The organism is gamma proteobacterium SS-5 (genome assembly GCA_009497875.2).
Lineage (GTDB): Bacteria > Pseudomonadota > Gammaproteobacteria > Chromatiales > Chromatiaceae > Magnetovirga > Magnetovirga frankeli.
Genome location: CP032508.2, coordinates 39,415 through 62,731, shown reverse-complemented (window position 1 = coordinate 62,731; position 23,317 = coordinate 39,415). Strand labels below are relative to the sequence as shown.

Annotated in this window: 17 protein-coding genes; 8 read left to right on the top strand and 9 right to left on the bottom strand. The window is 60.8% G+C overall.

Features of this window, described 5'->3' with window-relative positions:
* Positions 1 to 8 precede the first annotated feature (8 nt).
* On the bottom strand, positions 9 to 1,721 hold the full coding sequence (locus tag D5125_05625) for a type I secretion system permease/ATPase (GenBank protein ID QFY88996.1): 1,713 nt from the start codon (positions 1,719 to 1,721) through the stop codon (positions 9 to 11).
* Positions 1,722 to 2,284: 563 nt separating this feature from the next.
* On the opposite strand from D5125_05625, the gene D5125_05620 reads away from it, so the two are divergent.
* The 3 genes from D5125_05620 (at position 2,285) to D5125_05610 (ending at position 6,964) form a co-directional block, all read left to right on the top strand.
* On the top strand, positions 2,285 to 5,035 hold the full coding sequence (locus D5125_05620) for a glycosyltransferase (protein ID QFY88995.2): 2,751 nt from the start codon (positions 2,285 to 2,287) through the stop codon (positions 5,033 to 5,035).
* Between the two features lie 91 nt (positions 5,036 to 5,126).
* Positions 5,127 to 5,963, top strand: a complete 837-nt coding sequence (locus tag D5125_05615; GenBank protein QFY88994.2) for a class I SAM-dependent methyltransferase — start codon at positions 5,127 to 5,129, stop codon at positions 5,961 to 5,963.
* A complete protein-coding gene (locus tag D5125_05610; GenBank protein ID QFY88993.1) occupies positions 5,960 to 6,964 on the top strand; it encodes a glycosyltransferase family 2 protein in 1,005 nt (334 codons plus the stop codon). The genes D5125_05615 and D5125_05610 overlap by 4 nt, the downstream gene beginning before the upstream one ends.
* Here the strand turns inward: D5125_05610 and D5125_05605 are convergent.
* Complete coding sequence (locus D5125_05605) at positions 6,954 to 7,871, bottom strand: glycosyltransferase (GenBank protein QFY88992.1); 918 nt, start codon at positions 7,869 to 7,871, stop codon at positions 6,954 to 6,956. The genes D5125_05610 and D5125_05605 overlap by 11 nt on opposite strands.
* A 390-nt stretch (positions 7,872 to 8,261) precedes the next feature.
* Here D5125_05605 and D5125_05600 point away from each other — a divergent pair, with 390 nt between their 5' ends.
* The 3 genes from D5125_05600 to D5125_05590 all read left to right on the top strand — a co-directional run bounded on the left by D5125_05600 (position 8,262) and on the right by D5125_05590 (position 12,086).
* Positions 8,262 to 9,533 carry a hypothetical protein gene (locus tag D5125_05600; protein QFY88991.2) on the top strand — a complete coding sequence of 424 codons (1,272 nt, stop codon included), beginning with the start codon at positions 8,262 to 8,264 and terminating at the stop codon, positions 9,531 to 9,533.
* A gap of 59 nt (positions 9,534 to 9,592) precedes the next feature.
* On the top strand, positions 9,593 to 10,555 hold the full coding sequence (locus tag D5125_05595; GenBank protein QFY88990.1) for a DUF4214 domain-containing protein: 963 nt from the start codon (positions 9,593 to 9,595) through the stop codon (positions 10,553 to 10,555).
* Positions 10,556 to 10,730: 175 nt separating this feature from the next.
* Positions 10,731 to 12,086, top strand: a complete 1,356-nt coding sequence (locus D5125_05590; GenBank protein ID QFY88989.1) for a hypothetical protein — start codon at positions 10,731 to 10,733, stop codon at positions 12,084 to 12,086.
* Here the strand turns inward: D5125_05590 and D5125_05585 are convergent.
* Together D5125_05585 and D5125_05580 are read right to left on the bottom strand one after the other, a co-directional pair.
* The gene (locus D5125_05585; protein ID QFY88988.2) at positions 12,083 to 14,029 is read right to left on the bottom strand and encodes an adenylate/guanylate cyclase domain-containing protein; all 1,947 of its coding nucleotides are present in this window, start codon (positions 14,027 to 14,029) and stop codon (positions 12,083 to 12,085) included. The genes D5125_05590 and D5125_05585 overlap by 4 nt on opposite strands.
* A gap of 7 nt (positions 14,030 to 14,036) precedes the next feature.
* Positions 14,037 to 15,338: a FecR domain-containing protein gene (locus D5125_05580; protein QFY88987.2), complete on the bottom strand. Its 1,302-nt coding sequence runs from the start codon at positions 15,336 to 15,338 to the stop codon at positions 14,037 to 14,039.
* 381 nt (positions 15,339 to 15,719) lie between these two features.
* Here D5125_05580 and D5125_05575 point away from each other — a divergent pair, with 381 nt between their 5' ends.
* Together D5125_05575 and D5125_05570 are read left to right on the top strand one after the other, a co-directional pair.
* Positions 15,720 to 16,433: a Crp/Fnr family transcriptional regulator gene (locus D5125_05575; GenBank protein QFY88986.1), complete on the top strand. Its 714-nt coding sequence runs from the start codon at positions 15,720 to 15,722 to the stop codon at positions 16,431 to 16,433.
* On the top strand, positions 16,430 to 17,296 hold the full coding sequence (locus D5125_05570) for a PIG-L family deacetylase (GenBank protein ID QFY88985.2): 867 nt from the start codon (positions 16,430 to 16,432) through the stop codon (positions 17,294 to 17,296). The genes D5125_05575 and D5125_05570 overlap by 4 nt, the downstream gene beginning before the upstream one ends.
* Positions 17,297 to 17,838: 542 nt before the next feature.
* On the opposite strand, the gene D5125_05565 is transcribed toward D5125_05570, so the two are convergent.
* From D5125_05565 to D5125_05545, 5 genes are all read right to left on the bottom strand, one after another.
* Positions 17,839 to 18,813: a hypothetical protein gene (locus D5125_05565; GenBank protein QFY88984.2), complete on the bottom strand. Its 975-nt coding sequence runs from the start codon at positions 18,811 to 18,813 to the stop codon at positions 17,839 to 17,841.
* A gap of 112 nt (positions 18,814 to 18,925) precedes the next feature.
* Positions 18,926 to 19,393 carry a sulfotransferase family 2 domain-containing protein gene (locus D5125_05560; GenBank protein QFY88983.2) on the bottom strand — a complete coding sequence of 156 codons (468 nt, stop codon included), beginning with the start codon at positions 19,391 to 19,393 and terminating at the stop codon, positions 18,926 to 18,928.
* 154 nt (positions 19,394 to 19,547) lie between these two features.
* Complete coding sequence (locus D5125_05555; protein ID QFY88982.1) at positions 19,548 to 20,630, bottom strand: glycosyltransferase family 2 protein; 1,083 nt, start codon at positions 20,628 to 20,630, stop codon at positions 19,548 to 19,550.
* A gap of 37 nt (positions 20,631 to 20,667) precedes the next feature.
* Positions 20,668 to 21,819 carry a class I SAM-dependent methyltransferase gene (locus D5125_05550; protein ID QFY88981.2) on the bottom strand — a complete coding sequence of 384 codons (1,152 nt, stop codon included), beginning with the start codon at positions 21,817 to 21,819 and terminating at the stop codon, positions 20,668 to 20,670.
* A gap of 178 nt (positions 21,820 to 21,997) precedes the next feature.
* Complete coding sequence (locus D5125_05545) at positions 21,998 to 22,873, bottom strand: hypothetical protein (GenBank protein ID QFY88980.1); 876 nt, start codon at positions 22,871 to 22,873, stop codon at positions 21,998 to 22,000.
* Positions 22,874 to 23,317: the final 444 nt, after the last annotated feature.

Below are 23,317 nucleotides of genomic sequence, written 5' to 3'. Positions count from 1 at the left end.
TCGGGCAATCAGGCGGTCAGGGCCGGCGGCTGCTTGGCCTGGGTAGCGGCGGCCAGCTTCTGCAACACCTCCTGCTTGGGGCCGTACATCACCCCCTGACCGTTCTGCAGCACCAGCAGCCGGTCCACCACATCGATGATACTGGTGCGGTGGGTGATGAGGATGACGGTTACCTTACGCTCCTTCAGGGACTTGATGGCCGCGGTCAGGGCGCGCTCGCCGTTCTCGTCCAGGTTGGAGTTGGGCTCGTCCAGCACCACCAGCCGAGGATGGCCATAGATGGCCCGGGCCAGGCCCACGCGCTGGCGCTGGCCACCGGACAGGGCACCCCCGGCCATGCCGATTACTGTATCGTAGCCCTCCGGCAGTTGCAGTATCATCTCATGCACCCCGGCCATCTTCGCCGCGTTGACCACCTGCTCGGGGTCGATCTCGCCAAAGCGGGCGATGTTCTCCGAGATGCTGCCATCGAACAGCTCGATATCCTGCGGCAGATAGCCGATGTAAGGCCCCAGCTCATTGCGGTTCCACTGGGTCACATCGGCCCCGTCCAGGCGTACCTCACCGGCCCGGATCGGCCACAGGCCCAGGATCACCCGCGCCAGGCTCGACTTGCCCGCCGCGCTGGGGCCGATGATGCCCAGGGTCTCACCGGCCGGCAGGTCAAAGCCCACCCCGCTGAGCACCACGTTCTGGCTGGCCGGCGGCATGGCCATCACCCCCTTCACCAGCAGATGGCCCTGGGGCGCGGGCAGGCTCATGCGGTCCTTCTCGTCCGGGATCTGCTCCAGCAGCTTGTTCAGCCGGTCGTAGGCCGAACGGGCATCGGAAAAGCCCTTCCAGCTGCCGATCAGCAAATCCAGCGGGGCCAGGGCGCGGCCCATGAGGATGGAACCGGCGATCATCATGCCCGGCGTCAGCTCCATCTCGATCACCAGATAGGCACCCAGCCCCAGCATCAGCGACTGCGAGGTCAGGCGGATGGACTTACTCACGTTGCTCCACACGCTGGCCCGGTCGCTGGCCTGGGTCTGCAGGCCGAGGAACTTGTTGTGCCCCTCCAGCCAGCGCCCGCGCAGGTTGTCCTGCATACCCATGGCGTGTACCACCTCGGCATTGCGCTGGGTACTGGCGGCGCGGTTGAAGGATTTGATACTCTCCCCATTGGCCGCCGCCAGCAGCTTCTTGGTGCGCCACTCGTTGACAAAGGCCAGGGACACCAAAACAACCGCGGCCAGGGTGGCAAAGATGCCGTAATAGGGGTGGAACAGGTAGAGAATGGCCAGATAAATCGGCAGCCAGGGGCTGTCAAAGAAGGCGAACAGGCCGTTGCCGGTCATGTACTGGCGCAGGGTGGTCAGGTCCCGCAACGGCTGGGAGCCGCCCTGGCCGGGGTTCATCAGGCTCAGCTTCATCGAGGCATCGAACAGGCGCTGATTGAGCGACTCCTCGATCTGGCTGCCCACCCGGATCAGCACCCGCGAGCGGATGAACTCCAGCATGGCCATGCTGATAAACAGAAACACCACCACCAGGGTCAGCATCACCAGGGTCGATTCACTCCGGCTGGTCAGCACCCGGTCGTACAGCTGGAGCATGTACAGCGGCGGGGTCAGCATCAGCAAGTTGATGAAAAAGCTGAATATCCCAGCGGCAACAAAGGAACGGCTGACGCGGGAAAGGACCTCGGCCAGGGGGGATTTGTGGTCGGTTTTGTTCATGACGCAGCGGTACTCGTGGTGTGAGCAGGGCCAGGGAGCCAAGCGGCCTGGGGTTTCCGTAAGAACCGGCTATTATTGGGGTTTGGCCCGTTTTTTTCAATGTCGGTGTGGGCGTGTACTAGGAGCCTGTCGGATTTAGGATGCTCCTACTGCGTCGGTGGGAAGAACGGCTCAGAATTGTTTTAAACATTGGCCCCGATTTTTCGTTGCGTAGGCCAACTATGCGCCTCAAAATCGTGAAAATTTGTTCTCGCTCTCCCACCTTGCTCGCTACGGGCACCTAAACCCGACAGGCTCCTAGTTGACAAGATTGCGGATCGGCCTGAATTCGCGCATTCTTCCGGTTTGGGCCAATCCGGGAAAGAACAATCTAAACTACAGGTTTCCATAAAGTGGTGATGGTGGCTTTGCCCGGCAGGTGATTGCGGGCATCCTTAACCCGCTTACTGCAAAAAAGCAATAACCTGCACAATCCGTAGCTTGTTGGGAAAGCCATTATGGGCCAGCCTGGGACCTTTATCACAATGCCATCCAAGCCGTTGGTCAGTATTATAGTGCGTAGCATGGACAGGCCCTGTCTGATGCAGGCCCTGGAATCCATTGGCGAGCAAAGCCATTCCCCTATCGAGGTTGTCCTGGTCAAGGCTTCTGGCACGCGGCATGGACCTGTACCCGAAAACTGCGGGCCATGCCCGGTGCGCGCCATAGGCAGCGACAAGAATCTGTCTCGGCCCGCAGCGGCGAATGTCGGACTGGATCATGCGTTGGGTGAATATATTGGTTTTCTGGATGATGACGATTTGCTGGATAGCAATCACGTCGAGGGCCTCGTCGTGCTACTGCAGCAGCACCCCGAGATCCGGGCGGCCTATGCCGGGGTGCGTTTCCAAGGGCCTGATCCGGGCTCTGCCAGGGAGTTCAACGAGGCCTATGAGCCGGTCAGGCTGCGGCTGGGCAACTACATACCCATTCACGCGGTCCTGTTTCACCGTTCTCTCCGTGACCAGTGCCGCTTTGATGAGGCGCTGGAGGTCTATGAGGACTGGGATTTCTGGTTGCAGATGTCGCGCCACACGGATTTTCTGCATCTATCCAAAATAAGCGCCACCTATCGGGATATCGGCAATTCGGCGGTGAATCCCTCGGCCATGGCGGTCAGCAGCCAGCGGGCGGCCATCTACGAGAAATGGCGGCTGCGGTTCAGTGGCGAGGAGATAGAAGAATTGCTGGGCTATAGCGAAATGCACTTCTCTCGGCCACTACGCCAGCATGCGCAACAGTTGCAGAGCAAGGTGCAAGGCCTTGAGGTTGAGAAAGACCGCCTATGGGTACATATCCGGCAATTGCAGGCGGAGATCGACAAAATCCTCCAATCGACCAGTTGGCGTGTCACCACCCCGTTGCGCTGGGCAGGGGATGTGCTGGCCCGCGCCAGGCAGCTGGGCAGGAATCTGAATCGGCTGGTGCGCCAGCAGGGCGGCTTGGCACATGCCGCAGGCAAGACCCTCAAATTGGTTCGGCAGGAAGGTTGGCAGGGGTTCTTGTGGCGTTGCAAAAGGGAGCTATCATCGGACCCAGGTCAGCTATCCGGAAACGACTACCAACTCTGGATCGAGCACTACGACCAGCCCGGCGAGCCTGAGATAAAGGCCATGCACAGGCAGATGCGGGCCTTCGTCAGGCAACCGAAAATCTCCATCCTCATGCCGGTTTATAATCCCAACCTGCGCTGGCTGCAACAGGCCATTGACTCGGTTCTGGCGCAGATCTACCCCCATTGGGAACTCTGCATTGCCGACGATGCATCGACCCAGCCCGAGGTGCGGCAGATGCTGCAGGGCCTGGCCACTCAGGATCAGCGCATCAAAGTGGTCTTGCGCAAGACCAATGGCCATATCGCGGCGGCCAGCAACAGTGCCCTGGAGATCGCCAGCGGGGCCTACGTCGCCCTGATGGATCAGGACGACCTGCTGGCTGCAGATGCCCTCTACCATGTAGCCAAGGCCCTGGAGCAGGAAGACATAGCCCTGATCTACAGCGATGAAGACAAGATCGACGAGCAGAACAGGCGTCATGCACCCTACTTCAAGTGTGACTGGAACTATGATCTGTTCCTCTCGCACAACATGATCTGCCATCTCGGTGTCTATGACGCCGCGCAGGTCAGGGCCTTGGGTGGCTTCAATGAAGCACTGTCCGGTGCCCAGGATTACGACCTGGCCTTGCGTCTGATCGAACGGATTTCACCCGAACGGATCAGACACATCCCCCGCGTGCTCTATCACTGGCGCAGTCATCATGCCAGTACGGCCTCGGAGGAATCGGTTAAGCCCTATGCCCTGGAGGCCGGAGAGAAGGCCCTCAACCAGCACCTGCAGCGGCGTGGCATAGCTGGCCAGGCAATACTCCAGCCGGGTGGGCATTATCGGGTTCGCTACCAGCTACCGGACCCTGCCCCACGGGTTGGACTGATCATTCCCACGCGCAATGGCCTGGAGCTTCTGAAGACCTGTCTTGGCAGCATCCTGAACAAGAGCACCTATCCCAATTACCAGGTTCTCATCGTCGATAACGGCTCGGATGACCCCGAAGTGCTGAGCTACTTCGATGCCCTCGGGCGTGACCATGGGGTTCGTGTTCTCAGAGATGACCGGCCCTTCAATTATTCGGCATTGAACAATCGGGCCGTATCCGAGTTGGACTGCGAATTTGTGGCATTGGTGAATAATGACATAGAGGTCATCAGCCCCGACTGGCTGGAAGAGATGGTCAGCCTGGCGGCACAACCCGGGGTAGGTGCCGTGGGTGCCCGCCTGTGGTACCCCGATGATAGATTGCAGCACGCGGGGGTCATCATGGTCGGCGGGGTTGCCGGTCATGCCCACAAGGGGCTGCCCCGTGGCGCGCCGGGCTATGCCAAGAGGGCTATACTGCTGCAATCCTTCTCGGCGGTTACCGCTGCCTGTCTGGTGGTTCGCAGATCCACTTTTCTGGCAGCGGACGGACTGGACGAGGAGCATCTGGCCATCGCCTTCAACGATATAGATTTCTGTCTCAAGCTGGAAACCCTGGGCCACCGGAATATCTGGACCCCCTACGCCGAACTCTATCACCATGAGTCTGCCAGTCGTGGCCTGGAGACCACGCCGGAAAAACAACAACGTTTTGCCCAAGAGGTTCGTTTCATGCAGGACAAGTGGGGGGAGCGGCTGAGGCTTGATCCGGCCTACAGCCCCAATCTCAGTCTGGATCGGGAGGACTTCTCGCTGGCCTGGCCACCCAGGGTACCGCCCATCACGGCATCGGACGCCTAGTATGACCCTCGGCCAAAGACTGAAAGCGGGCCTGGGCAGGCTGTTGCGCGGACAAGGGTTTCTGCGTGGCTCTATGGCTGGGTTGAACAGGTTGAGCAAACCCCTGAATGAAGCGCCGCTCAGCCGTATCGACAAGGCCCTGCATCGAATCAGGCGCAGCGGCAGGGGCCTGGAGATAGGCCCCAGCCACAACCCCATTGCGCCCAAGAGCCAGGGATTCGATGTCGATATCCTGGACCATGCCAGCGCCGAGGAACTCAGGCAGAAGTACAAAGGGCACGCTGTCGATATCGAAAGAATCGAGGCGGTTGATTATATCTGGCAGGGGCAACCGCTGGACGAACTGATCGGCCAGCAGCAGTGTTATGACTATATTATTGCCTCTCATGTCATAGAGCACACGCCGGATCTCGTGGCATTCCTGCAACAATGTACCCGGCTGCTCAGGGCTGATGGCATCTTGTCTCTGGTCATCCCCGACAAGCGCTACTGTTTCGATTACTTCCGCTGGCCCAGCAGTACCGGCGAGGTGCTTGATGCCTACCTGCAACAACGCAGGCGGCACAGCCCGGGAGTGGTTTTCGAACACCTGGCCAATGCCGTCAAGAGCGATGGCCAGATTGCCTGGGCACAGGGCATCATGGGCAATCTGGAATATGTCCACGGCTTTGAACAGGCCGTGGCCGCCTGGCACCAGGCGCAGCAGACAAGCGAATATCAGGACGTGCATCAATGGCGCTTCACCCCGGCAAGCTTCCGCCTTGTACTGCACGATCTGAACCGGATGGGCCTGACGGAACTGACAGAGGCCTGCCGCTTTGATACCCAGGGTTGCGAGTTCTTTATCAGCCTAAGCAAAGGGGCGACGGCGGAACCCAATCGTATGCATCTGGCCAAAGACATGATGCAGGAAATGCGTCTGACATGACTCCGGCACAAAGCAGTCAGGAAAGGGTGCCATGCCGCCCCATGGTCTCTATAGTCATAGTCAACTACAACAGTGGCACCCTGCTGGCACGCTGTCTCGAATGCCTGACCCGGCAGAGCTATAAATCATTCGAAATCCTGTTGGTGGACAACGCCAGCCAGGATGCCTCCCTTGCAGGGGCCGAGGCCTGGCCATTGCAACTCCGGCTGATCAGATCCGAAACCAATCTCGGCTTTGCCGCAGCCAACAACCGTGCCATTCAACAGGCCAGGGCAGACTGGGTGGCCTGTCTCAACCCAGACGCCTATCCCCAACCCGACTGGCTGCAGGAACTCATGCTGGCGCGGCAGGAACACCCCGAATTTCAGTTCTTTGCCAGCCTGCTGCTTGATGCCAGCGAACCCAACAGGCTGGATGGCACAGGGGATAACTATCATGTCAGTGGTCTTGCCTGGCGGCGTGACCACGGACGCCTGTTTAACCCGCAATGCTTGAAGCCAGAGGAGGTGTTTGCCCCTTGCGCAGCGGCGGCCCTGTACAGGCGCGACATCCTGCAACAGGTAGGAGGGTTCGATGAGTCCTACTTCTGTTATTTCGAAGATGTGGATATCGCCTTTCGTCTCAGGCTGCTTGGCTACAGATGCCTGTTTGTGCCTGACTCGCGCGCACTCCATCAGGGTTCCGCCATAACCGGGCGGCGTAGTGAATTCAGCCTCTACCACGGCCACAGAAACCTGATCTGGACCTATTTCAAGAACATGCCGTCACTGATGCTCTGGGTATTTCTGCCACAACACCTGCTGATGAACCTGATTGCCATCATCCGTTATGGGCTTACTGGTCAGGGGGCAGTGCTGCTCAAGGCAAAGTGGCACGGCCTGAAAGGGATCTTTGAACGCAGGGGGCAAAGAAGGGCCATACAGTCGAGTCGCAAGATCAGCTGTTGGCAGCTGTATCGCAGCATGAGCAAGGGTCTGCTTACCCCCTATCTCAAGAGGTAGGGCGTGGCCCCAGCCGCAACAAGGCCAGCAGCAGACAGGAGCAAAAGAACCAGAGCCGGTCCAGCCGTCTGCGCCGACATTGCCCTGCCCTCAGGCCCAGGCGCAGAAAATCGGCACTGGATCGAGGGGGCTGGATAGGGGCATTTTTATTGGAATCAAACAGTATCTCCAGCAACAGGGCCACCTGCCGCCAGGCCGAACCACCAAAGATGGCGCGCGCGCGGAATATCAGGGGCCGCAAACCCCGATTGACGCCAAGCTCGTTGGCCCCATGCTGCCGGTAATGCACCTGGGGCAGGGGGTCAATGAACCAGGGTAGGTTTAAACTGCGCGCCAAGGCATAGATAAACCAATCATGGTGTTTGATTTGTTTCATCAATTGCGGCCTGGCGCGCATTAGCTGTTGTATTTGCTCCACCAGGCCAGCAGACAGTACATAGGTACAACCAGGCCCCGCGGATTCAAACAGGTAATCCAGCCCGCGCTGAGGCTGCGCCTTGTCTATCAGCGAACGGCGGCCATCGGGCCAAAAGGCGACCACATTGCTCGAATAACCGGCATAGCCACCGGCCTCCATGATCTCCAGGGCTCGGATCAGCTTGCCTTCATGCCAGATATCATCCTGATCCGCCAGGGCAACGGCTAGCCGGTCTGGATTCTCGATCTGCGTCAGCAGGTGAAAAAAATTGGCGCTGGCCGAGCCGAATGTCTGGCCCGTGGGCAGCAGCCGGACCCGCCCATCCCGTGCGGCCAGATCCCGGCACCAGGCCTCGCTGCCATCGCTGGATGCATCCACGCTGATCAGCAAGCGTACCTGTACGGATTTTTGCCGCAGAATGGAGGCCGCCTGTTCGGGCAGCCAGCGAATGCCGTTATGCACGGCCATGGCGACGATAATGGAGTTCAAGTTTATCTGCTCAGGCCACTTGTTCCCTCTCCCCCTAGGAGAAACTTAGGGTGAGGGGATGGTTCAGGCCGCGCCAGCTCGCCCTCTCCAGGGCCTCATAGGGAGAGTGGGGCGGGTCGTTACGAATGGAGTTTAGCCGGGATGGAGTTAGTGTGGAAGCATGAAGGCTGGCCAACCGAGTGTAGCCCGGATGCAGCGCGGCGGAATCTGGGGTTGGCACCAGACCAGTGCAGGCCGGTCGTGCCTGCTCCCAGGCAACGGATTGGGGACAGAGGGGTGCTGGGATGATAGACTCTGTGGCCGTCATTTCTAGTTGAGGCCAGGGCTGGTTTCATGTTCTTATTCAAGTTCTTAGCGCAACCCTTTGGCCGCCTGTGGATTTCGGGTCTAATGCTGCTGGTACTGGCCGCGCCGGTACAGGCGGCTTGTCCCGATTTGCTGGCGGTTTCCGCGCCTGCGGACAGGGCGGGCTGGCTGAGCTTGCGTGACCGCTTGCTGAGGCTGCAGGGGCCCTGTCTGGACCGGCCCGAGTATTACGCCCTGCTGGGGGCGGCCGAGCTGCATCTGGGGCGGATCAGCCAGGCCTTGCTGGCCCTGGAGCGGTCGCTGATGCTGCTGCCGGACCAGGGCGGGGCGCTGATGGACTATGCCGAGGCACTCTACCACAGTGGCGATCTGGCCGGTGCCCGGGCCCTGAATCGGCAGTTGCAAGGGCGCTCCGACCTGCCGCCGGGGGTGGCCGAGGTGCTGGCGCGGCGGGAACAGCTGTGGCGACCCAGGATAGTCCGCCGCAAGGGGGTGCAGCTGGGGGCGTTCAGCGGTTTTGATAGCAATCTGAACAGCGGCGCGGACCTGGATCGCCTCACCCTGACCCTGCCGGATGGGCCGGCGGAGCTCTGGTTGATTGGGGACAATCGGCCGGTAAGCGGGGCCTTTGTACGCCTGCAGGGGTTGGGGTTCTGGCAGGAGCAGCGGGAACGGCGGCTGGATAGCCTGCGCCTGGGCCTGAGCGGGCGCTTGAGTGAACACGGGGCAAGCAATCAGTGGCAGTTGCAGGGCTCGTTTCAGCAGCAGCGGGCCCTGGATTTTGGGCTGTGGGATTGGGGCCTGTACCTGAGCCATCTCAATTATGGGGGTTCCCCCTTGTATTCTCAGGCGGGGCTGAATACGCGCCTGCTGTGGGATCGGCCGGGCCTGTGTCAGCCACTGTTGGCGGCAAATCTGGAGCGGCAGTTGTTTGCCGAGGATGAGGTGCTCGATGGCACCGAGCTGCGCCTGGGCCTGGGCGGCCAGTGCCGCTGGGGCAAACAGCGTCTTGAGCTTCGCCTGGACGGGCTAAGCAATCGGGCGGAGGATGGGCAGCGCCCTGGGGGGGATCGTACCGGTTGGGCGCTGGAGGCGCAGTGGCACCGACCCCTGCTGGGCGGTAGCCTGCTGCTGCAGGGTTCTGTCGGCCGCAGCCAGGATGAGTCGGGTTACAGCCCGCTGTTGAGCGCCGGGGCGCGGCGCAGGCTGGACCGCGCTGAGCTGACATTGCAGTTCGTGCGGCCACTGGATAAGCAGCGTAGTTGGGTGCTGAGCCTGGGGCATTACCGCCAGCAGAGCAATCTGCCGCTGTTTGATACAGACTCGACCCAGATTGAACTGGGCGTGATCTGGTGAAACGACAGGTGCACAAAGCCCCGTCTGGATTTTTCTGATTTTTTGGAGTGGCTTAGATTATGGCAGTTTGGTCAAGCGCCGAATCCGTGGCGCAGAATAACGATGCGATATTTGCCCTGAATTACCTGGCGGCCACGCCGGTGTTCGATGCCGAGGCGCAGACCCTCAGCTTCAGTGCCCTGGGCCAGCAACTGGTGCTGGGGGGTGACTTCAGCCAGGCGGCGGATCGCAGCTATCAGGGGCAGGTCAGCTCCATCGGCTTTTTCGACGGCACCGGCACCCCGGTGTACAGCCTGACGGAGTTTCAGGCCAATCTGACCGACCTGCTGGCCAATTATGCCGATCCCCAGGCCATGCAGGGGCTGTTTTCCGGCAACGACACCCTCTATGGCAGCGCCGAGAACGATTGGCTCTATGGCTACGCGGGCTCGGATGTACTGGTTGGCGGCGCGGGCAGTGACTTCATCGATGGCGGAACAGGCACGGATTATGTATGGCTTAGCGGCGTATCCAGCGACTACAACCTGCTGGCCTTCAACGGAATGCTGCAGGCCAGCCCGGTAAACAGCCCGGATGTGGATACCCTGGTCAATGTAGAGCGCATCCTGTTCAGCAATAATGCCGTATTGGCGATGGACACAGACGCCAACCCAGGGGCCGTGTTCGGGCTGTATTACACGGCGCTGGGCAGGACACTGACCTCGCTGGAGGAGTTGCAGGCACTGGGTGCCTCGGTGCTGGCGGCGGACCGGGGTGCAAGCCTGAATCAGGTGGCCGGGGATCTGCTGGCGGGTGACCTGATGACCACCACCTACGGCGAGTTATCGGATTCCGCCTATGTGGATCTGCTTTATCAGAATGTACTGGGCCAACCGGCCAGTACTGCGGACAACGCCTATTGGGTAGATCAGCTTGAGGCCGGAATGGTGCGCGGGGATCTGCTCCTGGGTGCCGCCCAGCTGGACCTGGTGCAGGCCGAGGTGGCGGAGTTGACCGGCTCTGGGGTGTGGTTTTTCGTGTAATTGCCTGGCCGTCGGAGGCCTTGCCGGGTAGAGAGTTGGCCTCCCCCTTTGCAAAAGGAGGATTGAAGGGGATTGAAGGAATCCCCCCTGGTCCCCCTTTAGCTAAAGGGGGGAATTTGAGTCTCTCTCCCTTAAAGATTGAGAGGGATCGAGTGGTTACTATTGAGGTTATTTTATGGCATTCAGCAACACCGAGATCGTGGATAAGGTCTACAAGGCCACCCTGTTTCGCGCGCCAAGCGAGGATGAGTCCAGCTATTGGGCGGATCAGTTGGATCAACAGCTCTATACCGGGGTGACGCTCACCTTGTTGGGGGCCTCTCAGGATGTCTTCATGCAGCGCAATCTGCCCGTGGCCAACCTGTTCTACGGTATTTATGGGCGACTAATGGCGCAGGATGAGATGCTGTTCTGGGGCCGGATTCTGGATCAGGGTGCCAGCACTGAGCAGGTGGTTGAGGCCTTTCTGGTATCCAATGAGTTCGCTCAAACCTATGCTGGTGTATCAGGGCTGGATGCCTTCAAGGCAATCTACGCCCGCCTCTGGGGGGGAGAGATCCCCTCGGTCCTGCTGGATACCTATCTCGAACAGTTGGCCAATGAAGAGATGAGCATCAGCCAGGTCCTGCTTGATATCGGCAGCCTGCCGCCCAAGAGCCTGGCCGTCGCCTTGGGGCTGGTGTCGGCCAGCCTGAACGGCGTGGTGCCCGAGTTCACCGAGATGGATACCCTGGCGGCGAAGCAGGGGGCTTTGAGCGATCTGTTCGGCGTTGTCAACGAACCTGAAGTGGTCGAGCCGGTCGAGCCCATCGAGGAGATCAATGGCCAGCTGGCTTTGAGCCTGAGCGCCACGGAGAGTATTGTCGTGGATCTGGAGAAGGACAGCCTGATGGTGGATGGAACGGCCAAGGCCCTGACCGCTGGCAACCTGGCCAACCTGTATTACCTGGATGCCCGTGATCAGAAAACGGTATCCGTCAGCATCCAGGGCAGCAGCGCCGGTGAAATCTATTTTGCCTCGGCCCAGGGAGACAGCATCAGACTTAAGGGCGGGAATGACCAGATTACTCTGAACGCAGGTACCGACAGCCTGATCTTTGAATACAGCGCCAGCACCAACGGCCTGGACAGTATCAGCAATTTCAATATCGGCAGTGGTGGTGACACCCTGGATTTCAATGCCTTTCTCAACGCGGCCAATACAGGCAACCTGGCCACCCAGGATGCCACCAGTACGGCGGCGCAAACCTGGAACAATGGCGATGTGCTGGTGGTCTCCGGCAACGGACTGGACAGCGCCACCGCCATTGCCGGTCTGTTCGGCGCGGCCAAGACCTTTGCCGCCCCTCTGGGCGCGGCCAAGGCGGTCATCATTTCTGCTGACATCGTGGGTGACGCCAGTGTCTGGTATTTGACCAACCAGACCGATACCGGGGTGATTGCCAGCGAAGAGATCACTCAGGTGGCCACCTTGGCGGGCATCAACAACCTGGGCCTGGTGGGCTTTGATGCGGCCAATTTCGTGGCCTAGGAAACCAATCGAAGGTGCTGGCCAGTGGCCTCCTGCTGCGCAGGGGCGTAGAGTTGGTGCGGCGTGCGCAGGCCGTCGAGCAGATAGCTGCCCTGGGATTGCAGGCCTTGGTATTGCAGGCTGGCAGCGGCGCTCTCGCCAAGCAGGATAGGTTGGGCCAGGTCGGCGGTGAGTTTCTCGATGCGCAGCACTATGGTCAGGGTATCGCCAAGCATGCTGTGGGCGCGGCGATGGGCCGGGCCGAGGGAGCCCACCAGCACCGGGCCCTGTTCAATACCAACCCCCAGGGCCAGGGGCTCCAGCCCCGGCGGCGGAGCGCCAACAAACAGCCCCTGCACCATATCCTGTAGTTGCCGGGCCGCATCCAGCGCAGCCTCGGCGGCTTCTGCCTCGGCCCCTGGCCAACAGGCGAGCAGGGCGTCTCCCCGGTATTCCTGAATGCCGCCACCCTGGGCCTCGATGATCTCCGCAGCGCGGATGAAGAAGCCGTGCAGCAGGGCGGCGGACTCCTCCGGCGGGCGGGATTCACCATAGGCGGCAAAATTACGCAGATCGGCGCACAGCAGGGTCATCTGTCGGCGCTCGGCCTCCAGGCTGCCGCTGGGCTGGTTGTAGGCGATATCGCGCGCCACCTCGGCCGGTAGGTAGCTGCTCAGATTGGTAAACAGGCGCTGGCGCTCGGTGCGGGTATAGCCGTGCTCCAGCAGGCCCAGGGCAGTGGCGGCGAGCAGGCCAAAGCCGGCCGGGGCGAGCCAGCCCAGCCAGAGCTGGGCGCTGAGCAGGGCCTGCCAGTGCAGCAGCAGGGCGGTCAGGGGCAGCAACAGCGCGGCCAGGGGCAGGCCCCAAGCGGCAAGACGGCCACGGCGGGCGGCCAGGCCCCAGAGCAGGCCGGCATAGCACAGTCCCAGCAGCAGTTGATACAGGGGTGCCAGGCGGGGGCTATAGGGCAGGCGGGCATCCAGCAGGCCAGCCATGAGGCGGGCCTGCAGCTCCACCCCAGGGGTGCGCGAGCCGTGTGGGGTAACCACCAGATCCCCCAGGCCAAAGGCGGTGACCCCAACCAGGGCCCAGCTGCCGCGCAACAGGGCCGGATCGATACGATCGTGCAGCACATCAGCGGCGGGGATGTATTGAAAGGCGGCCGGGGCCTGCTGATAGGGCACGCGCAGATTGGCCTCGGCATCCAGGGGGATCTTCAGGCCGGGATAGGCCTCCAGGCTCAGGGTCCAGCTTGGGGCGAGCAGGCCGGGTTCGGCCTCCAGTCGGATGCCGGTGCGCTCTATACCGGCCGCCTGCAGCACGGCGGCCAGGGCCAGGGAAGGATAGACCTGGCCCTCGACGCAGACCAGTGGCGGCTGACGGCTGACCCGGCCATCGGCATCCACCGGGGCGGCGATGTGGCCCTTGGGCAACTCGCCCAGGCTCTGGTGACTGGCCAGATAATTGGCGCTGATCGGCAGGGCCGGGTGGCAGCGCGTCCCGGACAGGGGATGGGTCATGCTGCCGGCGCGCAGGGGCTCGGCCGAGTTGAGCAGGGGGATCTGGGCAATCAGGGCATTGCCCTGGCGCAGGGAGCGGACCAACTGGCCATCGCCGGGGCGCCGCTCGGGAAAGACGATGTCATAGATCTGCTGACTGACCCCGGCCTGGCTGAGTTTATCCGCCAGCCGGGCCAGGGTCTGCCGCGGCCAGGGCCAGGGGCCTATCTCGGCCAGGCTCTTTTCGTCGATGGCAATGATGTTGATGCGCTGCTCCAGCTCCTGCTCCGGCAGCAGACTCCAGACCTGGGCACCGAGCCGTTCCTCCAGCTGGCGCAGGCCAGCGCCGGCCAGCAGCCAGAGCAGGCCCATCGACAGGGCCAACGCCAGCAGCAGGACCAGGCGCGATAGACCGGGGCCAATGCGCAGGCTATAGGCAAGGGGATCCAGACCGACCGAATTCATGTCCTTCTCAACGCCCCCAGAGGGTAAGGCCGCTGACCATGCCTTGAGGGACCTGCTTATCGAACAGATAGGCCGCCTCCGAGCCATCCAGACTCACGGCACCCTTAAGGCCCTGCTCCGCGCTCTGGGCGCTGAAACGCCCCTGGGCATCGACCTGCCCATTGGCCTGCAGGCTGATGGGACCGGTGGAGGCGGAGTTCATGTTCAGCTGGGTGTCGAACACGCGGTTGGTAAAATCCACCCCAAGGCGTCCGGATTCCACCCTCACTGGCTGCAGGGGTTCACGCCCCTGGCTCAGATTGGCCTGGGCCGCCTCCAGACGGAAGTTGACCCGACCCAGCTGGGCGTCCAGGGTCTCGCCCTCGGCCTCCTGCCGGTAGAGGCCGTAGCGGGTATCACCGGTGACTATCCTGCGCCCCTCGCGGGCCTCTTTGTAACTGAGCGCCAGGGGCTGTTCCGGCGTAGCGCCACCGCCCCAGCGGCCCCACACCAGCTTGCGCTGTTGTAGTTGTTCCGCGCTGGGGTTTTGCGCCGGCGGCTGGCTCAGAGCGGTCTCCTGGATGATGTCCTTGGCCAGGCTTTCGTTTTTCAGATCGGCATTGGCCGTGTCGCTGGCACCCCTGTCTTGCTGTCCCTCCTTGACCTGGTCCTCGTCCTGCAGCAGTTGCCGCAGCTCGGCATCCTCCACCGGGCGCAGTTGCGGTTGGTTGTGGCGGCGGCTGTATTCCAGCATCTGCTGGCTGTCGGCCTTGAGCTGGACCCCATCGCAGGAGGTCAGGGCGTTTGGACTACAGGCCGCGGAGAAGGGTGCCATGACTATGGCCCCCTGGGTGACCAGGGCGCGGACCTGCCGTGCACTGGCCTGAACCACGAAATCGGTGCCGCGCACGCCGATGGCGGCGATGGGGGTATTCAGGCGAAAGCGCTGCCGGGCGGCCTCGGCAGCCTGGCCGGATACGGCGCGCACCGTACCCTTGTCCATGCTGAACTTGACCGTGGAATCCTGTGGTCTGGCGGCATCGAATTGGTAGCGCTCCACCAGCAGGCGGCTGTTGGGGCGCAGGCTGACCAGGGCCTGATCGATGAAGCGGATGTGCAGGTGGCCATTGGCGGCGGTGCGCAACCGGTCGCCTACCCGAATGGGGTCGCCGGTATTCAGGGGCAGTGCCTTGCCCTGGGCTGGCTGCCGACTGGCCTCGCCGATGACCAGGCTGACCTCCCCCACCGCGTGGGGGGGGTCCGCCCAGAGGCCAGTAGCACTGAGGCTAAGTAGAATGAGTGCAATGATCTGTGTCGGGTACTGCTGCATGACAGGATCTCTCAGGTTGTATTTAGCCGGTTCAGGTAATAGGAGCATTACCCACCTATCCCACATCGATCAGCAAGCGGCTGGAATCGCGGGCAAGCCCGCTCCCACCGGCCAGCCCAAGGCTGTAGGAGCGGCCTTGGCCGCGAAGGGCGCAGAAATCGCGGGCAAGCCCGCTCTGAGCCTACCTTATCGATGCGGTGAAAAATGACCAGCTTGGGCTGGAACAAATGGGTAATGCCCCCGGTGACTGCCAAGGCCATCAGGCTCCCAGGGAGTCACTGGACTGTCAATGCTACTCCAGTTCCAGGATTTACGGGTGATGGCTGTCACACCCCTGGCATATTATGCCGCTTTGGCCCCGGCTATGGGTAGAATGCCGCCATGGCTAGCGAGTTAAAGCCCACCGCCGATCTGTTGCGCCGCTTTTCCCTGTTGAGCGGCCTGCCCGAGCCTGCCCTGAATCTCCTGGCATCCCAGGCGGGGCTGCGTCGTTATCGGCGGCGCGAGGTGGTTCTGGAGGCCGGTCAACTGGCCCCCGGCGTCTGTTTCCTGTTCGAAGGACGCCTGCAAGGGGTCGATTTCACCCTGGATGGGCGCGAGGTAGGGCTGTATTTTGTCAGCCCCGGCGGCTTCTGCGGTGAGTTGGGGCTGTTTGACGGCAAGCAGCAGCCGGAATTCGTCATCACCCTGGCCCCCTCCCTGGTGGTCAACCTGCCCATGCCGGCCCTGCGTCAGGTGATGCACGAGGCCCCGGCGCTGATGCAGGCCTTCTGTCAACGCCTGGCCGAGCGGGTGCGCACCCTTACCGAGCAGCGCAATCTGCTCGCCCTGAGCAGCATCCCGCAACGGGTCTGCGCCCAGCTCTGGCTGCTCAGCCGGGAACTGGGCGATGCCAAGCAAAGGCCCCTGACCCTGGACAACCCGCCCACCCACCAGGAACTGGCCATCATGCTCAATCTCAGCCGGGAGACGGTAACCCGGGTATTTCAGACCCTGCAAGCGCGGCAGATCGTCAAGCGCGACGGCAGCAGTCGCCTGCTGATCCTAAACCTCGGCCAGCTGAAAAAACTGGCCGAAGGGGAGGAAGCACCTTGAGTATCGAACCCTGGTTTGTCCCTTACCAGGCCTTGGCCTGCCTCCCCGGAAGGCGCGTAACCCTACTCGCCCCCCATGCCGATGACGAGGTATTCGGCTGCGCAGGCAGCCTGGCCCTGCTGGCGGCAGCGGGGGCGCAGATCCGGGTCTGCGTGGTGACCAGCGGCGATGCCTGTGGCTCAGAACTGACCGACATAGTGCGACAGCGCGAAGGGGAATCCACAGCAGCGGCAGCCCTGCTGGGCTATCCGCCACCCCAGTTCTGGCGACTGCCGGATGGCCGATTAAGCCAAAACCAGACCGCATTGGCGGCGCGTCTGGAGCAACACCTGACCCAGTGGCGGCCGGACCTGATCCTGGCCCCATCCCCCTGGGAGATGCACCCGGACCACAGGGCGCTGGCCGAGACCCTGCTGGCCCGGCTCGATCTACTGGCCCCCGGCTGTCGCCTGGGCCTCTACGAAGTCGGCAACCCCCTGCAACCCAATGCCCTGGTGGGCCTGAATGCCGAGACCCTGGCCCGCAAGCAGCAGGCCATGGCCTGTTTCGTCAGTCAAGAGCCATTGAACAACTACGCCGAGGTCATCGGCTGTCTGAATCGTTTCCGCACTTTCACCCTGCATGGCTTTGCGGCAGCAGAGGCCTATGTATTGCTGACAGGGGATGAGGCGCGGGCATTTTTCACCCAGGCCAGGCCCGACCGCCTCAGCCTGGCGCTGCACCAGGCCAATCAAGCCCTGGCCCAGGCGCAGCAAGCCCGGCAACAGGCAGAAACCGCCCTGGCAGCGATACAGGCCTCACGCAGCTGGCGCTGGAGCGCGCCCCTGCGTTGGCTGAAAAGACGGGCAAACAGCGGCGGCTAGTTTGGCTTTGGTAACCTGAAACAACCTTGCCGGTGGGGGCGGGCTTGCTGGTGGGAATGGGTTTGCCGGTGGGAGCGGGCTTGCCCGCGATGCGCATTCCTTCAAACTTTTTCCTGATAACCCACAAACCTCAGCCAATCGAATAGGGCGGCCCGTGGCCGCCGTGCAACCACCAGGGGCAGGCTTCATTGCCGTGGCTTGGCGGCGGGCGCGGCCCGCCCTATGTCGCTGGTGGGTATTGGTTTGCTGGTGGGAGCGGGCTTGCCCGCGATGCGCATTCCTTCAAACTTTTTCCTGATAATCCACAAACCTCAGTCAATCGAATAGGGCGGCCCGTGGCCGCCGTGCAACCACCAGGGCAGGCTTCATTGCTGTGGCTTGGCGGCGGGCGCGGCCCGCCCTATGCCGCTGGTGGGCATTGGTTTGCCGGTGGGAGCGGGCTTGCCCGCGATGCCAAAAACCGCCCGAAGGGCCCATTCCTTCAAACTTCACCCTTCAAACTTCACCCTTTATTAAGCGCCCCTTCGCGGCCAAGGCCGCTCCTACTTCCAGACCTCCTCAGGAGGCGGCATTCTGCCCGTGGCTGTGTAGTATTCGATGGCCGAGGTGCTGCCACCACCCACCACCTGACCGTTCAGCGGGTCGGTACGAAAGCCGTATTTGGCCAGTTGCACCGCCGGTGATTCATTGAACTGGCCTGCTGGCGGGGTCTGATCGAGCTTGCTGAACAGGCCCTGGGGGTCGGTCCAATCCAGGCCGGGGTCCTGCCTGACCCCGTACTGGGCCAGCGTATCCTGTACCCTCATGGCGGTCTGGCTGTTCCAGGTCTCCGGCGTGCCTATGTCCAACGCCCTGAGGGCATTGCCCTGGCTATCGCGCACCGTCAGGAGCTTGGCACCCTCATCGCCATGGGCGTCCAGGCTGGTATAGGTGCCCATGCCCTGGTGGATATCGGCTATGGCCCGGTAGGGGTCGTCCTGGCTGAGTATATTGAGCAGGCTGTCACGGCTCAGGGGCAGTTCATTGAGCTGTTTTCTCAGTTCATCGTCATGGATGTTTTCCCGCTGCCAGGCATGGCTTTGCGGGTCTTGCTGGTAGAGCGTCAGGCCATTGGAGTAACGACCGCTGTCGGCCTTGGCCGCGGCCACGGCCTCCTGATTGACCAAGGCTTGGGGGTTGCTCGCTCGCTGCTCAAGGGCAAGGCCTTGCCCCTCGCTTGCCGTTCCAGTTGCCGCCTGTGCCGGGCTGCCGGCGTTGATCTGGTTGAGCATGTCCAGCAATTGGCTGGAGCTGTCCTGGGCCGGGCTGGGTGGGGCCTCGCTGGTCAATACCGGGCCAGATGGGGCCGGGACGGCCTGGGCCGAACGGGCTTGGGGCTCCGCGCCCTGGGTTTGCTTGAACAGCTGGGCGAACTGGGATTCCAGCTGGGTTCCCAGCTGATCCAGGGTTCCACGCAGATTGGACAGCTGCTGGCTGACATCCTGGAGGGTTTGCATGCTGAGGGCATCGGTTGACATGGGTGGCTCCCTTGTATCTGATTGGGCTAATGGGTGCCGCAGCACCCCTTGCCTCATGCGTAGCATGTATCATGCCAAATACCCCATCCACTGCCCTGGCCTCGGTGCCTGCTCAGTAACCAAATCTTTCCATGGTCTCCTGCTCCGTCTCTGTCACCCTCTGCCTCAGCTCAGCCCTGTATTCGGCGGGAAACCTGGACTTGTTGCTCACATTGAAGGGGGGCATTTGTCTGATAATTGACTCATCAAACCCCTCTCCCGCCATCCTCAAGGCCGAAATCAGGTCTTCGACCAGGTTCTCATACCTTCCAATAAAGTCGATTTCACTGCTCCCCTTGCCGACAAAGGCGATAAGACCCTTGCTGTAAAACCCCGGATATCCGGCCAGCATGTTCTCAATGAACTGCAAGAAGTTGTCAGACCGGCAGCCCAGATCAAAGGGGTTTCTTTCATCCCAGCCATAGGTCATCTTGAATTGCCAATAGGACTGGTACCAATTCAGTGGATGGCGTACAAAGGCAAATTTAAATCTTGCCGGATCAGGGCATTGACTCAGGCCCAGGTGTGGATCGCCATTCAATCTGAAGTCCTCGCATTGGATTCCAGAGGCCACTATTGCCTTGGCAGCCCATGAGCCCCCTGTCTTGGGAACATGCAGGAAGCATGAATTTGGAAGTATCAGCATGTTTTTTTTACCCTAACGATCATGGGGCGAGACGGCCACCCCGCCCGGGCTATTTGCTCCATTGCCAGACCGGCATCTGGCCTGTCTTGCCCAGGGGAGCGCCAAGGCGTGAATAATAGTGACCCGAATGAAGCAGTGGCCAGCAATCTGCGGCAATACTGGCCTGCGGACCCTGGCCAAACTGACCAATTGCCGGCACCAGCCAGGGAGAGGGGCTGATCTCAAGCAGCCAGCCTTGCTGCCATTGCTCGGGTACGGGCAGACACAAGGGCCCCCGTTGCACCCCCAATGCCTGGGTGCCGGGGAGTTCTATGTTTCCCACAGACTGATTCCGCCGGGCAATCCAGTTGGCCAGGCGGGCGCGAGGGGCATGGGCAAAATGCTTGGCATAATAGTAGGGGGCCGCCTCAACCATGAGCCTGTGTTTAGCGGGATGATGTTCATAGCTGTGGCTGGCCTCGGCCCTGGGCGCGTACGCCAGGCGATAACCGGCCTGGCGCAGGCGCCAGAACAGATCGGAGTCTTCGAAATACATGAAAAAACCTTCATCGAACAGGCCACCGGCATGTTCCAGGGCCTTGCGACTGAGCAGGGCCAGCCCACCAGACAGGGCATCAACCCTGCAGGGGTCTTGTCTTTGCCAAAGCCTGATGGCCTGGGCGCGAAAGCGCTGACTGTAATACTCGCGCAGCCCGGCGTAGCGGCAGTTCATGCTATGCCAGAGCAGTTGTTCCGGGCCGGGGTGAATGCTGGGGGGCAACAGGTAGTGCCTGGCGGAATCCCAGAATATTCTGGGCCCTACGGCACCAATACGCCTATCCGCCAACAGTGGTTTACAGAGCTGCTCAAGGCAGCCGGGATGCAGCAGGGCGTCCGGATTGAGCAAAAGGATCATATCACCCCTGGCCCTGGCATAGGCCTGGTTACAGGCACGACCAAAACCCAGATTGCTGGGGCTGACAATAAGCCGGGTTTGTGGCGGTAAATTGGCAGCCAGCCTGTCTGCCTCTGACGGGCTGACGCTGTTGTCCACCAGCAGAATTTCATGGGGGACTGCCTGGGCCTGTACCGATGCCATGGCGCGGATACTCAGATCGGCGCAATGATAGTTGACAATGATGACGGATATCATGATTCCACAAGCCCAGCCGCGCCAAGAAACTCACTGCTCAGACTATTGCCTTTTTACAGAGTATATGGAAAACCAGGGCCTGCAAATTCTCTTCATCAAGCTGCAACCCACTGGTTTTGCAGGCATTGAAATAAGCCTGAAAGGTATCAGAAAACGGACTGTGCTGGTTATGCCAGATCTCAATACTGAAACCGGTTTCATCCAGTAATGCAGTCAACTCGATACGGGTAAAAAAGCGAATATGGGTTTCACAGAGAATCCCCACCGGCAGGTATTCGAAGCGCCCGTGCAGGAGGTCCAGGACCACGGACCAATGCCCGATATTGGGCACGGAGAGCAATAGATATCCCCCGGGCCGCAAAAGCCCATGGGCCTTGCCCAGTACCTGATCGGGGTCCGGCATATGCTCCAGGACATCAAGAAAGGAGATGCAGTCGTAGTCAACCCCGGGTTGTAGTGACGCAAAGGGTTGATGGATGACATCTATGCCCTTCTGTCTGGCAATGCCGGATGCGTCTTCATTCATCTCAACCAGACTGGCCTTGCCTTGACGCTGTTGCATAAAGGCTGCGGCAAACCCGCCCTGACCCCCGCCCACATCCAGCAGGTGATGCACGTCCTTGGGCAGATAGGCCAGCATTTCTTCACGCCTGCCCTGGTAATAGTCGGAGTATGAGTGAACATAGGCATGTTGACAGATGAGACTACGCCCGCCCAGCAGGTCGGGCAGGTCGGACCATTGCGCCCCTGCCTGATCTTCAGCCATGGCCTCAATGGCGGCGCGCTCTATCAGGTAAATCCAGGCGGGACGCCCATCATGGGGGACCGTCTCGGATTGCCCCTGCAGGCGTTTGACAAAATCCTCAAGACCACTGCGATTGACATAGTCCAACACAACACCGGGGGCAAATCCTCTCTGGTCGCTGGGCAGGATACAACCCCCAGGGGGTATGCTGCGCTCCAGATATTGCTGCATCTGATCGGAGATTATCAGCGCCGGGTTGAGGATCACCAGAAATTGTCTGGCCGCCGACTGCTGCAGGATCTGCTTGGGAGAAGGCGGGCCTTGTCTTTCCGTACCCGCCCAACAGCGATCAAAATGGAGACTTCTGCGTAGTTGCGAGAGACCTCGACGAAGCTCCGCCGTGCCTTCCATCTGCGGATGATGGAAATAGATCAGATCGGTCATTGCTGGCATTTCATCCTGGGTTGATAGCTAACTGCTCAGGCCTCTTATTCCCTCGCCCCTTCGCGGCCAAGGCCGCTCCTACAGGTGAGAGCGGGTTTGCCGGTGGCAGCGGGCTTGCCCGCGATACCAGCCGCCAGGCCGATTTGGCTGATCGGGGTGGAACAAGCGAACTCTGTGGCTAAATGCCCTTTTCAGGCTCAATGGCGTGTTCCAGACCAGCCCAACCCTCCCAGAATTCCGGTTCGGTTTCAATAATACCGTCCAGCAGCCTGAAATACCTGGTCAATATGACATCAACCGGCACGGGTTCCTGACCGTTCGCGTTCAGTGAACTCAGGAATACGTCCAGCCTGCGTCGGCCAGACCACCTCACATAACCCACAGACACCGGCAGGCCATGCCTTTGCGCCACATCCAGCATCCCTACCGGGGCATCAATATCCCTGCCTTGGATCGTTGCCCGAAATGTCTTTGCCCGCGCATAGTAATTGGGAAAGTCGTGCAAGGACACCAGGGCCATGCCTGCCTTGAGATCACGCACTACCCGATGCAGAGGGTTGTGGCCATCTCTGCTGAGAAATATCCATTTGCCACCGTTCAGAAATGCCTCAATATCCGCAAACCATCCAGCTGCATATTCTTCATACAGCGGGTTATCACTCGGGGACCGCGCCAGAATATTCAGTGGTATGCCCTGGCTGCCAACCAGGGCCGGCAGATGGTAGGCAAACGAGTGGTGATAGGTAAGAATCAGCCCCCCTTTCTGCCTTATTGCGTCAAGCGTGGCATCGGGGTCATGCCAGGTGATGTCGGTCAGGCGGGAAATCTCCCGAATGCGATAGATCAACGCGGTAGCGTAAGAGGAAACCCTCAAGTAATGCCACCAGCGATGCGCCCATTCAGGGGGGAGTCTGTTTGCTTTTTTGGCGGGATGAAGCCAGGCACCCAGCCCGGTCATCAGGGGGGTGAGCGGCGGCGCATAATCCAGCAGCCCGGCCGCACTTCTGTGGAAGGCAAGAAAGCGCCTGTACCTGTTCAGATCTGTAGTCTTCATATTTCGTAACTACTCGCCCACTCTCATCTCTGAGGACAGAGCATCTAATTCCCCCCCCTTTACAAAGGGGGGTAGGGGGATTTCTAATTCCCCCCTTTACAAAGGGGGGTAGGGGGGATTTCTTCAGCCTCAATCCCCCTACCTACCTACCTTCCTACGGTACGGTACGGTACGTACCGTTACCCGTTAACCGGTACCGGTACCGGGTACGGGTACGGTTACGTTACGTACGTACGTACGTACGTACGTACGTACGTACGTACGTACGTACGTACGTACAAAGGGGGGCAGGGGGGATTTCTTCGGCCAGAATCCCACTCAATTGTTTGTCGTGTTGCAGAGGCACCCTGAATCCGACAGGCCCCTAGGAGCCTGTCGGATTTAGGATGCTCCTACTGCGCCGGTGGGAAGAACGGCCCAAATTTCCCCGATTTTTCGTTGCGT